We start from the raw sequence: 13,316 nt of genomic DNA, 5'->3' as shown, positions 1-13,316 counted from the left end.
GCTAAAGACGAGAGCATCGAGGTGCTGAAGCAACCGGGATGCTCATATCACTAGATTTTACAACGCTTGTTGCAGGTGCGTTTTTGCATGCATTAAAGCATGGCGTTGGGACGCGATTCACTAGGACGCGATTGTATGCAATTGAATGCCCATCAAGTTCCCATGGCTCCCCCTATGAGAAGAGGGTGGATGCCAAGGGCCGCGTGACAAGCGATAAGTGTATCGCGAACGAAATACCGTTTGAGGAACTGCCCGAGGGGTGGTGCTGGACGAGATTGGGCAATCTGCTCTCACTTGTTTCGGACGGTACGCATAAGACACCTCAATATACTGAGACTGGCGTCTTGTTTCTTTCGGTGCAAAACGTTTCTGGTGGCTCGTTTGACTTGACTAAAGTGCGGTACATCAGTCGAGAAACTCATGAAGATCTTTGTAGGCGAGTGAAACCTGGCCGCGGAGACATCTTGCTTTGCCGCATTGGAACTCTGGGCAAGCCGATTATCGTTGACGTCGATTATGAATTCAGCATCTTTGTCAGCCTGGGATTACTCCGACCAGTTTCCATAGCTATTGCGGAGTGGATTTGTTCATGCATTGATTCTCCCGTTGGTTTCGCATGGATCGAAAAAGTTAAAGTCGGCGGCGGAACCCATACTTTCAAAATTAATCTCGGTGATATACCGGACTTCATTCTCCCCCTCCCGCCCCTCGCCGAGCAACGCCGCGTCGTCAAACGCATAAACGAGCTCATGCCCCTGGTCGAGGAGTACGGCGAGCTCGAGGACGCCCGCGAGGCGCTCGACGCCGCGCTGCCCGGCCGCCTGCGGAAGTCGGTGCTGCAGCTGGCGGTTCAGGGAGGGCTTGTGCCGCAGGACCCCGCAGACGAGCCCGCCGGCGTCCTGCTCGAGCGCATCCGCGGGCAGCGCCGGCAGCTCGTGGCCGAGGGGAAGATGAGGGCCCCGAAGGGCGGCGAGTCGATCATCTTCGCCGGTTCCGATGGCCGCCGCTATGAGAAGAGGGTGGACGCAAAGGGCCGCGAGTCCGAGCCCGTCTGCATCGAGGACGAGATCCCGTTCGAGATACCCGAGGGCTGGGAGTGGGCGAGATTTTCCACGTTAATTGATCTTGCGCCAGGTACTTCCTACAAAAAGCACGAAGTGACGAGTCAGGGGATTCGTATCCTGAGGGGAGGAAACATCCTCGAGAATGGGTCACTGACGATCGGCACAGACGATGTATTCCTCGATTACGGACACGTCGTACCCTCTGCTCAAGTTCAGGTCGGAGACGTACTGTATGTTGCGTCAACGGGCAGTAAAAAGGTGATCGGCAAGCCCGGATTCGTTTCGAGAGAGATGCCCAATACGCAAATCGGAGCATTCTTGCGGATTGCGAGACCCTTGGCCTGTCAAGGCTGGTGCTGGCTCATTTTCTTTTCCGACTTATATCGAAGCCGCATTAGGGTGCTTTCGACCGGTACTAACATAAATAACGTCAAGGAATCTTACGTGCTCAACCTTCTTGTTCCACTTCCGCCGTTGCCCGAACAACGTCGCATCTTCGAGTGGCTCGAAATGTTGCGAAACACTAACGATTAGCTGTTTTCATGGCATTGTCGAAAGGATGATGCCATGAAAAAGTTTGCTCAGCACTTACGGGAGAAGGGTTATGCGGAGAATACAGTTAACTCGTACGCATTTGCGATTGATCAGCTAATCAATCGTATCCAATCCCTCACGAACCAGTCACTTCTTGCCCACAAGGAATGGCTGGTTTCGTCGTTTGCACCCAAGACCGCTAACAGCCGCATCGGAGCCATTAACGCCTATTTGGATTACATCGCATTTGACGGAATACGACTAAAAGGAGTAAAGATCCAACAGAAGCCCTTCCTCGATAATATTATTAGCAATGAGCAGTATGCACAGCTAAAGGACGGCTTGAAGGGCGACAATAATTTGTTCTGGTACTTCGTTGTTCGTTATCTTGGCTGTACGGGTGCCCGTGTGAGCGAGTTGCGGCAGTTTAGGGCTAAACATGCCTTCGATGGCTATATGGACATAGTTTCCAAAGGCCAAAAGCTTCGCAGGGTCTGGATACCTGAAATACTCTGTCGGGAGACGAAGGACTGGATGCCGGAGCGTGACCATGGCGCATTGTTGTTTCCTGGCAAAGGAGAAAACGCGATTAGCTCTCGCGGAATAGCCCTTGGGCTCAAACGTGCTGCCATTCGTTACGGCGTTGATCCAAACGTGGTCTATCCGCATTCGTTTAGACACCTATTCGCAAAGAACTTCATCGACCGCAACCCAGACATTTCGCTGCTTGCCGACTTGATGGGGCACGAGAGCATTGAGACGACACGAATCTACCTGCGACGCACCGCCAATGAACAGCGCGCCGCGGTTGATGAAGCAGTTAATTGGTAAGAGCAAATACTTCGGTGATTCTAGAAACAATTCGTTTCTGCTCGCTGGCTGGGGGAACAGGGATTAGAGCGCGATACAGCCTGTTGTCATTGATTGCCGGATAGGCAACCCCCTTTGCGTTCTCATTGGCATTTGCATAAGAGTCAAAGCTAGGAGAAACCAAAAAGTAGAGAAGAAAACTAGGAAGGAATCCATCAAGACATGAAAGGACAGCAAACCCAGTACTTGCGATGGGCTCAATATTAAAATCTTTATCTACGATACAGGCATTATGCAAATAAGGGCGAACGGTCGCATAGAGCACATCATTCTTTGCGACTAGCTTTCTTGCTCGTGAAGGCGCGTCAGCTGCATTTATAACAGTTTCCTGTCCAAGCTTTTGGTTCACATTGTCAATCGACGAGATGTCGATATAGGCAAAACGCGCCTCAGGCCTCTTCTGCCCGCGATTCAAGACAAGAGACCCTAAGCGACGCCACTCCCAGCCCTCGGGTATCTCGAACGGGATCTCGTCCTCGATGCAGACGGGCTCGGACTCGCGGCCCTTTGCGTCCACCCTCTTCTCATAGCGGCGGCCATCGGAACCGGCGAAGATGATCGACTCGCCGCCCTTCGGGGCCCTCATCTTCCCCTCGGCCACGAGCTGCCGGCGCTGCCCGCGGATGCGCTCGAGCAGGACGCCGGCGGGCTCGTCTGCGGGGTCCTGCGGCACAAGCCCTCCCTGAACCGCCAGCTGCAGCACCGACTTCCGCAGGCGGCCGGGCAGCGCGGCGTCGAGCGCCTCGCGGGCGTCCTCGAGCTCGCCGTACTCCTCGACCAGGGGCATGAGCTGAGTGAGCTGATTTATAATTCTCGGCTCCTCATTTTCTGGCGGAAGAGCAAGAAGCGTAGACCTCAAGCATCCCAACGAAACTGTTTTCTGAGCGGTACCGGTAGCCTTGGCATTGAAATATGCGTATGTTGATGGTGCCGCAAGGGCATTTATCATGAACCGTCTGTAGCCCAAGGGGCGAAGCAAGGCAATGTGACGTTGAAAGCAAAAACGCTCTTCGGTATTGACTGGCACCACAATCCCGAACGATCCCGTTACGGTTAGCAGCAAATCACTGTAACGAGGCTTTCTTGAGCCGTCGAGTGAATCGAAATAATTCGATGAAACATGTCGAGTATTGGAAAAGTCAATCTTGCCTGACGAGACGTCGGAGATGACAAGAAACGGTATCCCATCTGCTTGTTGGGGTGGAGCTTGATGGTCGCCGTCGGTAATTACTGAGCACAAGCTTTCTAGTCTTGCCCAAGCCCATCCTTCGGGCAACTCCTCAAACGGCACCTCATCCGCGATACACCTATCGCTTAGCACGCGACCCTTGGCGTCCACCCTCTTCTCATAGGGGGAGCCATCGGAACCGATATAAATAATGCTCTCCCCGCCCTTCGGGAATTTGGCCTTACCTTCAGCAATTAGCCTATGCTTTTCCTCACGAATACGTTTAAGAAGGACGCTGGCAGGCTCGTCGTTCGGATCCTGCGGCACAAGTTTGCCTTCAATTGCCATTTGAAGGATTGAGTTCTTCAGGTCTTTTGCCTTCATCTACGCCTCAATCCCAAGAATCTCGCAAATTCGAGCCAACTTCTGGTCAATCTCGGCGTCGAGCCTAGCACGCTCTTCTTTGTAGCTCCTGATCAGTTCGTCCGGCGGTAAGATCTCCTCTTCCTCGTGAGGATAGCCGCATACGTCAAAGTTAAAGCCGCCGTCTCGCAGCTCGTCAACCGTATAGAACTTGGCCTTGGGATTGCCGTCTTCCTCGATATCCCGACGATTCTCCCACCACTCCTTTACAGGCGCAAAATGTTCGATCCTAATGGGCTTGGTCTTAGAGAAGTGTTTATACCCCTCGGGCATGTCCATGCGATAGAACCAAACGCCCTCAGAGGCCCCCGTATTATCGAAGAACAGAACGTTAGTAGTGATGGGCGTGTACGGAGCGAAGACACTCTGTGGAAGGCGCAAGACAGTATGCAGGTTCATGTCCTCAAGCAGGCGACGCTTGATCTCCGTCTTTGCACCATCCTGGCCAAAGAGAAAACCATCCGGAATGATAACAGCAGCGCGGCCGCCTCGCTTAAGACGATAAAGAATGAGTCCAAGGAATAGATCTGCAGTCTCGGAGCTACGGAGTGCAACAGGAAAGTTGTTTTGCACCGATGCACTCTCGGACCCGCCATACGGTGGGTTCATAAGTACAACGTCAAACTGGCCGTCAGGCTTGTGCTTCCACTCGCGAACGTCCTTCTCGAGAGAGTTATCGTGAAAGACTTCAGGATTATCGATATCGTGCAACAGCATGTTGGTCACGCACAGCAGGTAAGGGAGCTGCTTCTTCTCGATACCGTAGACCGATCTTGCATAGAGCTCACGATCGGCCGGAGTCTGAACCTGGGAGTCGAGAATCTTGAGGGCGCTCGTCAAAAAGCCGCCCGTGCCACACGCGAAGTCAGCCACAGTCTCGCCGAGCTTGGGCGCAAGCGCCTGGGCCATAAAGTCAGTCACCGCTCGGGGCGTGTAAAACTCGCCGGCATTACCTGCGGACTGCAAGTCTTTCAGGATGGTCTCGTAAATTTCACCGAAGGCGTGGCGCTCTTTGTACTCGGTAAAGTCAACCGACCCGTCAATCTCGTTGATGACTTGACGAAGCTGAATCCCATCCTTCATGTAGTTGTTGGCGTCAGTAAAAGCAGCCTTGACGACGACGTGTCGCAAAGGCGCATCAGGTGCAAGCTCAAGACTCTCAAGGGTCTTGAATAGATCATTGTTTACAAAGTCGAGAAGCTCATCACCAGTAAGCGCCTTACCGTCCTTCGCATCGTGCGCCCAGCTATGCCAGCGCAGGCGCTCGGGGATGATGGACTGATAGGAGTCATCGTGAAACTCCCACTCCTGCTCCTTGGCATCGTAAATCTTGAGGAAGAAAAGCCAGGTCATCTGCTCGATGCGCTGCGCATCGCCATTGATGCCAGCATCTTTGCGCATGATGTTCTGCAGGGTCTTTACAAGAGATCCCAGTGCCATTTGCTATCGTTACCTTTCTCTATGCGATGTAGAGCTCGTCCTCGAGCATCTGCGCTGCTTGAATGTACTGTTGTTTGCCGCCGAATGCGGCAACGATCTTCATTGGGCTGCCAAACCGACGGAACTCCTCGAGATCGAGGACATGGGTATCGTCCAAGTCTACGAGGTTCGACGTCGCATATTTGTCGAGAAGTGCTTCAAGGACCTCGCGCGCGACGCCGGCATACTCATAAAGCACGCCCTTTTTCTTGACGCTATTGGCTCTCTCGCTGCGCGTAAGAGGTCTCTGGTCGTAAGCAATATGGCAAATGAGGTCAAAGTCGCTCATTTGCTCCTGCCCAGTCTCGAGCCGCAGCTCATCCAGGAATACGCCACGTGCGCGCAGCTCATCGATAATTGCTTGCTTCTTATGTTCAGAGTTCCACGCCGCTAGGAAGTGGTCAAGAGTGTCGTATTCGCCAAGAATGTTCTTCCGCGTATAGTCCTTAAGGCTCTCAGTTACAAGAAGACCATCGGATGAGTAATACTGCACCATCTCCGACACTACATAGACGTCGGCCCCATGAACGTGATATTTCACATGAGAAGACGGATCGTCCGGCGGTAATACGGGTGGGTCTACGATTGGAGACGGAGGCGGAACGGGACTGCCGCCATTGCCGCCGGGACCCGGATCCGCAATGGGGTCACCCGGATTAGGCTCAAACACAACAACAGGTTCGCCATCAAACTCGGGATCTGCAAACAAACGCGATGCGTCACGAAAATCGAGGATGGTGAAATAAAGTTTGTCGTAGTCCTCACAGATACGGGTCCCGCGGCCGATAATCTGCTTGAACTCCGTCATTCCGTGCTCACCGAACTTGTTGTCGAGCACGACTACCTTACACGTCTTGCAATTAACGCCAGTGGTGAGAAGCTTCGAAGTCGTAACGATGGTCGGGTATTTCTCGTCGGGGTCGATGAAGTTATCTAACTGAGCCTTACCTTCCCTGTCGTCACCCGTAATCTTCATGATGTAGGTGGGGTGATCTCTTACGATATCGGCGTTCTCGTTTACAAGGGCACGTCGCATATTTTCGGCATGCTCGATGTCAACGCAAAAGACTATGGTCTTGGAGTAACGATCCGTCTCCTTTAGAAATTGAGTTATCCGCTTGGCAACTTCCTCGTAGCGCTCTTTGATGACAATCTCGCTGTCGAAGTCTTGCTTCTCGAAAACACGTTTGGGCAGAGCTTCGCCGCGATCATCTACGGTGCCTTCCTCAGTACGGTATCCGTAAATGTCGACGTTCAGCTTAGGGCGAATAACTTTATACGGGGCAAGAAAGCCATCCTCGATGCCTTGTTTAAGGGAGTAGGTATAGACAGGTTCGCCGAAGTAGGTAATGTTTGAAACCTCTTCAGTCTCCTTTGGCGTGGCCGTCATTCCGATTTGAATTGCACAATTGAAATACTCGAGCACCTTACGCCATGCGGAGTCCGCCGCGGCGCTTCCGCGATGGCACTCGTCAACGATAATCAAATCGAAAAATTCCGAGTCGAACTCGCGGAATATTTCTTCACCGTTTTCACCAACAAGCTGTTGGTAGAGCGAGAAATAGACCTCGTAAGCAGAATCGAGCTTTCGGCCTACGACTTTGGTTGTAACCCTCTTGAGAGGCTTGAAATCGCCGTCTATGGTCTGATCGACGAGAATATTGCGGTCCGCCAGATAGAGAACCTTACGAACCTCGGTAGTCTGTCGCAAGCGATGAACGATTTGAAAAGCCGTAAAAGTCTTTCCCGTTCCCGTTGCCATAACGAGCAAGATGCGATTCTTACCTCGCGCAATAGCTTCAAGCGTACGATTGATGGCGATGCACTGATAGTAGCGAGGATGATTGCCGCCGTGCTCCTGGTAATACGGAGCGGTCACAATCTCCTGGCTATACGGATGCTCAAGTCCCTTAGCTTTTGAGTATCGTGTCCAGAGCTCCGCCGGAGCGGGGAACTCGTTCATGGCGAGAGCGCGCTCTTTCCCGGTAAGAAAATCGTGCTCAACAAAACCCTTTCCGTTTGAGCTGTATGCAAACGGAATATCGAGCAGTTGAGCATATCCCATCCCCTGTTGGAGACCGGCATCAACGGTGTGCTCCGTATCCTTGGCCTCGACGATTGCGATAGGGATACCGGGAGCGTACATCAGAAGGTAGTCCGCCTTCTTCTTGTCTTTGCGGGAGACCATGCTTCCGCGCACGACAATCTCGCCACTGGTAAAGAAATACTCAGTGAAGACTTGGGTGTTGCGATCCCACGACTTCATAATCGCAGGATCGATGAGCTTAAGCCGTGTATCAGACTCGTTCATACGTCTCGGAACTCCTCATTGCGCAAGGCGGCAACTGTTGGTGTTGAACTTATTAATTTTATCATCACCATGCAATCTAGCAGCTGCTTTATACGAAATGAGACGAAGTAAAGTCAGCTCCGTGAGAAAGCTCCAAAGAAAGCAACATGAGCTCCGATGACTTGCATCAGAGGTCATTCCCGGAGTCCTGCCTACCTCCCCTCCGCTTTCAGCTTCAGCAGCAGGTCGCCCAGCTCGGGGCACTTGCTGGAAAGGCGCGTCTGGGGTCGCTCGCCCATCCCCCACCGCTGGCGGATCTCCTGGGCACGCGGACTCACGTGATAGTCCCCGTCCATCATCTGCCTGAGCAGCTTGGCGGTTACGCGCGCATCGGCTAGGGCGCTGTGGGCGTGACCCGTCGACTCGTCGAGCCCGATGCCAAACCACGTCGCCGCGTCACTCAAAGAGACACACCCGTGGCTGCCCACGTCCATGATCGAGGTGTAAAACGCCTGCAGGTCGGCCCAGTCCGTAGGAAATGCGGAAAGGTCGATGCGCTTTGCCTGGCACTCGGTCAAAAGCTGTCGACGGTCCGCCCCGCTCCAACAGACCACCTGGGCGGAGTAGCGACCGATCCAATCGCTGAGCCTTTTGATCACCACATAGAGCGGATCGGCCATCGCGGTATCCACGGCCGATATCCCTGTGAGCTCGCGGACGGGAAACGCAACGCCTTCGGTAAATTCCGTCTGCACAAACTGCGAGAACTCGCCCATAACGTTGCCGTGGTAATCGAGCTTGACGGCGCCGACCTCGATAACCTCATTGCGCAGTCCACGGCGCTGGCGCTGCTTTGGCACCGGCGCAAACTCAAAGTCCAGCACGATCTGGCGCGCAAAGTTCGTCGTATCGATAGCCGAGATGCACGGCGTCTTTTCAGCTGACACGGTTAGGGCCTTTCTCCGTTGCCTGCCGCTTGGTTACATAAGCGGCTACATTGCCGTAAGGATAGGCGCCCGTGCGGACACAAAAGCGGGGTGCAATGCCGTGCACCAGGCACGCGCCACACAAACGGACCCAAGGGATCCCGCCCGCTCTATTCAAATGCATGTGATAAAAATTGAGGACCGGTGACTTGAATCAGAGGTCATCCCGGGCCCATCAGAGCTCACAGAGCTCTTGGTTGCTTTGGTCTTGCTCTTCACGGCGCTTATCGAACTTTCCGAGGCACTCAAGCAGCATTCGAAGCATAACAAGTCGCTGCCATTAAGGCACTGACCTCTTGACCAAGCAACGGCGCTGCCCAGCTCTTCACTACTTGGGCTGCCGTCTGCCTTATTTTACCCACGGGCGCCAGGTTCAACAAATGGTTTTTCAGTCATGAAGTCTCGACGCTCGCCCGGCTCGTCCACTATTCCAGCCACCACTCCACGTCCGCGGAACACTCGACCTCGATGGGTTCCGGATCCAGCACCGTTTCCCCAAGGCCTCCGGATGCCCCATCGGGAGCGCCCATGGCAGCGCAGTACACCGTACCGTAATCCCCCGGCCGGCTGTTATACGAGATATGCTTGATGCCGCCCAGCTTAGTCCCCGCCGCCGCAGCAAGCGCCTGCGCATTACCGCGAGCGCGCTCGACAGCGCGGGCAATCAGGACGTCCTCTGCCGCGCGCTCATCCGCAAGTTCAAATCGAATGTTCATGTCGGCATGCGATCCGCAGGTGTTGAGCGCCGCCCACACAGCCGCACAGTCAACCGAATCGACAGGCGCGGCAACCGTGCCGTACGCATAGTAATCGTAGCCCACGATGATTGCCCTTTTGCGCGTCGTCTGCGCATAGCAGGTGTACCGGCGACACGTTAACTCGTCATCCAGACCAAAGGGCGCCAGCGCGGCGGCGACCTTGGCGCGATCGGCGTTGTAATCGTCCAGGCACGCCTCCTTGGTATCAAAGCGGCCGCCAAAGCCAATGCTAAAGATCACGCGATCGGGCATGACCTTATCCTCGATCCGGGCACCAACGCTCACATAACCGGTCTTATCCGTTGCCATGGCATCCGTCCTTTCCACGAATGGCTACGTTGCAGTAAACATAGCCGTCCGTGCGGACACAAAGTTGTGTGGCGACGCCGTGTGGGGCCCCGGGACGCATGTTCCATTTGAAGCCCCTGCCGGAAAACGAATCCCATTCTGAGCGTCGAATCCGGGACACAGTTTCCGCCTGCAGCCCCGCTGGGAAAGTTCATCCCGGTTTGAGAGCTCGTTCCGGGATGCAATTTCCGTTTGAGGGCCGATTCGGAAACGGCATCCCACCCTGGGGCCGAAATCTGGGACACGCTTTCCGCTGGCTTTCCACCGGCATTCCGCCGACAGCCAACACGACAAAAGAAGGGGCCCTATTCCAGCAATTCGAGGACAGGCTCTTGCCCTCGAGCAGAGCTACCCCGTCCTCACATCTCGGCAAAGGAGATCAACTTAACGTCTCCCCTGCTCTCCGCGGCATCCCGACATCCCTGCGTAAAGCCGCGTTTTGAGAAAAGCGCATAGCTTTTTCGTTGCCGTCTAAAGAGCTCGCTTCGACGAACGAGCTTTTGCAGCACGTCTTCGCCCGCCGGTTCATTGCGCCATTTGCACTCCGCAAACAGCGCAGTGCCCTCGCCATCGTCAACAATCAAGTCGATTTCTTCCTGCGTATGCGTGCGATTATCCGTCCCCCACCAGCGCCCGACGCTCGCCGGAACCACATCGAGCTGGCCCGCGCGTGCGAGTTCGTACACGTATTGTCTGCATATAAGCTCAAAGACCATACCCATGTAATCCGATATGTGCGGCTCAATGCGCTTATACGCCATCTCGGCCATATCGTTTTGAATCAGCCCGATGTTCTGCGGAACAAACTTGTACCAGAACCTAAACATCTGGTCGCTCAGCAGATACACGGCTCGCTTATTGCTCGTCTCGTTTAGGGGCAGCTCGCGCTCGACAATCCCAAGCGACGCCAGCTTATCCACATAGCTCTTTACGTTGCTCGCAGGGATTCCCGTAGAGCTCGCAATCTCCGAGATCTTCGAGCGCCCCTGAGCAATTGCTTGCACGATCGCATCATATTGCTCGGGATTGCGGCACTCTTGCAATAGCAGGTTACTCGGCTCCTCAAAGAGATAGCCCGTAGGAGTAAGAAAAAGACGTTTGATGTTGTCCTTGAGCGATGCGGCAGGATCGACTTTCTCGATATATGCAGGAATGCCACCTGTCATGCCATAGCAAACTGCAGCGTCTTCGCGACCCATGCTCTGCCACAACCCGAGGGTCGTCGTAAAATCGAGCGGCATGATCTTAAACTGGGCCGTACGTCTACCGTATAGTGGGCTCTCGTAGCCCAACACCTGTTCCTCCATAAACGAAAGAGACGAGCCGCATAGGATCAGCATGAGCCTGGTCTCTTTGTACAGGTGATCAATCTTGTCTTGCAGCAACGAGCTGATCTCGGGATTCGATTGGGCGAGATAGGGATACTCGTCAATCACGACAATCAAACGTTCCGCGCGAGCCATGGTGGCCAATGCATCGAACGCTTCGTCAAAACTACGAAACGACACGCCTGCAGCACCAACCGAGCCTGCAAGTATCGCCTGGCTAAAGCCATGCAGGTTTGCCTCCGCATTGGTACGACGAGCTTGAAAGTAAATAGCCTTCTTGCCTTGGATGAATTCTGTGATGAGACGCGTTTTGCCCACGCGACGGCGGCCGTAAATCACAGGCATCTCAAAGGAGCCCGTGCCATACAGTCGATTGAGCTCGGACATTTCCGCCGTTCTTCCGATAAACATAGGGCCATCCTTCCTTTGCGTTATAGCTAGCTATATTATACCTTCCTATAATATAGCTAGCTATAACGCAATTCGACAAGCGGCGCACGAAAAAGGGCGATACACCGCCGCACGTGGACCGTTCCGGAAAATGTATCCCGTTCTGGAACCAAAAACTGGGCCGTAGTTTCCGCTAAGCATGCCATCCGGAAAGCGTGTCCCGTTCTGAGCCTGAATTCTGGGATGCACTTTCCGCTGAAGCTTCTACCGGAAAATGCATCCCATTCCGAGCGCTCATTCCGGGTCACAGCTTCCGCAGATACAAGGCGACAGTCCGCCGCCCTTATCACATACCTTCAAATATGCGATCCAGAAACACAAAACAGCAGATAGAATGCTCTTTTTCTGAAAAGTACACGTCCCGAAACTTACCCAGTCTTCATAACTCGTCGCCGTTCACGGTCGCCGATTACCGCCCACCGATTCGGATATAAAAATGTCGCCGAAAATAGGCCATCTACCTGCATGGTTAGATTTTGGTCAGCTTTTGGTCAGCTGAGCGGCAAGTTCCGGCTGATACGTTTTTGCTACCCAAAAGGAGGCGGTAGCTCATGACCCATTGCAATGACCAGCTCATCGACCAGCTGCTAACCCAAGCCGAACACGAGAGGCGCTGTCTGATTCCCCCGAGCACGGCAATCAGAAAAGCGCTCCTTCGGCGCACCGGCAGCACGGTCGTCTCGCCCATGCCGGGACTGTTCGCACGCAAAATGCGTTGGGATGAACTCAACCGGGCACAGCGCCATTGCGAAATCCTCCGCGCCCTTGCGATCATCCACCCCGATTGGACGTTCTGCTCGTTTTCGGCCGCCTGTTTGCTGGGGCTCGAGGTCTCGTGGCGACACCTGAATGTCGTGCATGTCTGCAGCTCGACAAAGCCGTCGGCTCGTCCGGGCGCACATATTCAGCGGCACCAGATTGAGCCGGCCGGAGCAATACGCAGAGCCGGCATATCGGTAACGCCGCCCATCCAAACGGTCACAGATTGCCTGTTGCAGACCGGTTTTGCCGACGGCATGCCCATTGCCGATTCGACGATCTTAAAGCTCGGCCTTGCGCGGGAACAGCTGATGGAGGCCGTCGAGCAACGAGCGACCGCCCGCAATGGTCGCACGATTCGCACCGCCCTCACAACGCTTCGATATGCCGACGCCCGCGCCGAGAGCGGTGGAGAATCAGTCGCCCGCGCCGTCATGATCGAGACCGGCTTCGCACCCGACCAACTGCAATACGAGCTGACGGACCCCTTCGATTCGACCGAGACTATGCGAACGGACTTTGCCTGGGAGCGCCAGGCGCGGGAGCTCACGTTGGGAGAACTCGACGGGTTCGTCAAATATACCGACCAGGCCATGTTAGCCGGGCGCACCACCGCCGAAGCACTCGTTGCCGAACGGCAACGCGAAGCGCACCTGTCGCTCTACGGCCATCCCTTGCTGCGCTTTACCATGAGTGAAGTCCGCTCGACAGGAGTGCTCGCAAAAAAGCTGCAGACAGCAGGCATCCGGCAGACCGCGCTGCCGACATGGCTCAACGACGTGGACCTGTAGGAGCTGCTAGGCCACGCATCGCCGGATCGCACCCCCCTATTTGGGCCGCGTTTTCCCAACGACCACGC

The 13,316-nt window shown here is 54.6% G+C and carries 9 protein-coding genes; 3 read left to right on the top strand and 6 right to left on the bottom strand.

Annotated elements, in window-relative coordinates:
* Positions 1-131 precede the first annotated feature (131 nt).
* Both NBH09_RS00710 and NBH09_RS00705 read left to right on the top strand, forming a co-directional pair.
* Positions 132-1,598, top strand: a complete 1,467-nt coding sequence (locus NBH09_RS00710) for a restriction endonuclease subunit S (RefSeq protein WP_250786774.1) — start codon at positions 132-134, stop codon at positions 1,596-1,598.
* A 33-nt stretch (positions 1,599-1,631) separates the two neighbouring features.
* Positions 1,632-2,429 carry a tyrosine-type recombinase/integrase gene (locus NBH09_RS00705; RefSeq protein WP_117839663.1) on the top strand — a complete coding sequence of 266 codons (798 nt, stop codon included), beginning with the start codon at positions 1,632-1,634 and terminating at the stop codon, positions 2,427-2,429.
* Here the strand turns inward: NBH09_RS00705 and NBH09_RS00700 are convergent.
* From NBH09_RS00700 to NBH09_RS00675, 6 genes are all read right to left on the bottom strand, one after another.
* Positions 2,419-4,020, bottom strand: a complete 1,602-nt coding sequence (locus NBH09_RS00700) for a restriction endonuclease subunit S (protein ID WP_250786773.1) — start codon at positions 4,018-4,020, stop codon at positions 2,419-2,421. The two genes, NBH09_RS00705 and NBH09_RS00700, sit on opposite strands and share 11 nt — an antisense overlap.
* The gene (locus NBH09_RS00695) at positions 4,021-5,499 is read right to left on the bottom strand and encodes a class I SAM-dependent DNA methyltransferase (protein WP_117839661.1); all 1,479 of its coding nucleotides are present in this window, start codon (positions 5,497-5,499) and stop codon (positions 4,021-4,023) included.
* A gap of 19 nt (positions 5,500-5,518) precedes the next feature.
* Entirely contained in the window at positions 5,519-7,849 is a 2,331-nt protein-coding gene (gene hsdR, locus NBH09_RS00690; protein ID WP_117839660.1) for an EcoAI/FtnUII family type I restriction enzme subunit R, read from the bottom strand.
* Positions 7,850-8,040: 191 nt separating this feature from the next.
* Positions 8,041-8,775 carry a 3'-5' exonuclease gene (locus tag NBH09_RS00685; protein WP_117839659.1) on the bottom strand — a complete coding sequence of 245 codons (735 nt, stop codon included), beginning with the start codon at positions 8,773-8,775 and terminating at the stop codon, positions 8,041-8,043.
* A 464-nt stretch (positions 8,776-9,239) separates the two neighbouring features.
* Positions 9,240-9,881 (bottom strand): SIMPL domain-containing protein, encoded by a 642-nt coding sequence (locus tag NBH09_RS00680; RefSeq protein WP_117839658.1) that lies wholly within the window; start codon positions 9,879-9,881, stop codon positions 9,240-9,242.
* Positions 9,882-10,279: 398 nt separating this feature from the next.
* A complete protein-coding gene (locus NBH09_RS00675) occupies positions 10,280-11,659 on the bottom strand; it encodes an ATP-binding protein (RefSeq protein WP_250786772.1) in 1,380 nt (459 codons plus the stop codon).
* A 590-nt stretch (positions 11,660-12,249) separates the two neighbouring features.
* On the opposite strand from NBH09_RS00675, the gene NBH09_RS00670 reads away from it, so the two are divergent.
* Entirely contained in the window at positions 12,250-13,248 is a 999-nt protein-coding gene (locus NBH09_RS00670; RefSeq protein ID WP_250786771.1) for a hypothetical protein, read from the top strand.
* Positions 13,249-13,316 lie beyond the last annotated feature (68 nt).

Source organism: Collinsella sp. BG-O-102, assembly GCF_023656745.1.
Classification (GTDB): domain Bacteria; phylum Actinomycetota; class Coriobacteriia; order Coriobacteriales; family Coriobacteriaceae; genus Collinsella.
The sequence above is the reverse complement of the archived record's forward strand: the minus strand, read 5'-3'. Positions and strand labels throughout refer to the sequence as shown.

What these genes read in the sequence shown, in the direction of transcription:
- hsdR (WP_117839660.1), bottom strand. Translation starts at nt 7,849, where the DNA reads ATGAACGAGTCTGATACACGGCTTAAGCTCATCGATCCTGCGATTATG.
- NBH09_RS00670 (WP_250786771.1), top strand. Translation starts at nt 12,250, where the DNA reads ATGACCCATTGCAATGACCAGCTCATCGACCAGCTGCTAACCCAAGCC.
- NBH09_RS00700 (WP_250786773.1), bottom strand. Translation starts at nt 4,020, where the DNA reads ATGAAGGCAAAAGACCTGAAGAACTCAATCCTTCAAATGGCAATTGAA.
- NBH09_RS00695 (WP_117839661.1), bottom strand. Translation starts at nt 5,499, where the DNA reads ATGGCACTGGGATCTCTTGTAAAGACCCTGCAGAACATCATGCGCAAA.
- NBH09_RS00680 (WP_117839658.1), bottom strand. Translation starts at nt 9,881, where the DNA reads ATGGCAACGGATAAGACCGGTTATGTGAGCGTTGGTGCCCGGATCGAG.
- NBH09_RS00705 (WP_117839663.1), top strand. Translation starts at nt 1,632, where the DNA reads ATGAAAAAGTTTGCTCAGCACTTACGGGAGAAGGGTTATGCGGAGAAT.
- NBH09_RS00675 (WP_250786772.1), bottom strand. Translation starts at nt 11,659, where the DNA reads ATGTTTATCGGAAGAACGGCGGAAATGTCCGAGCTCAATCGACTGTAT.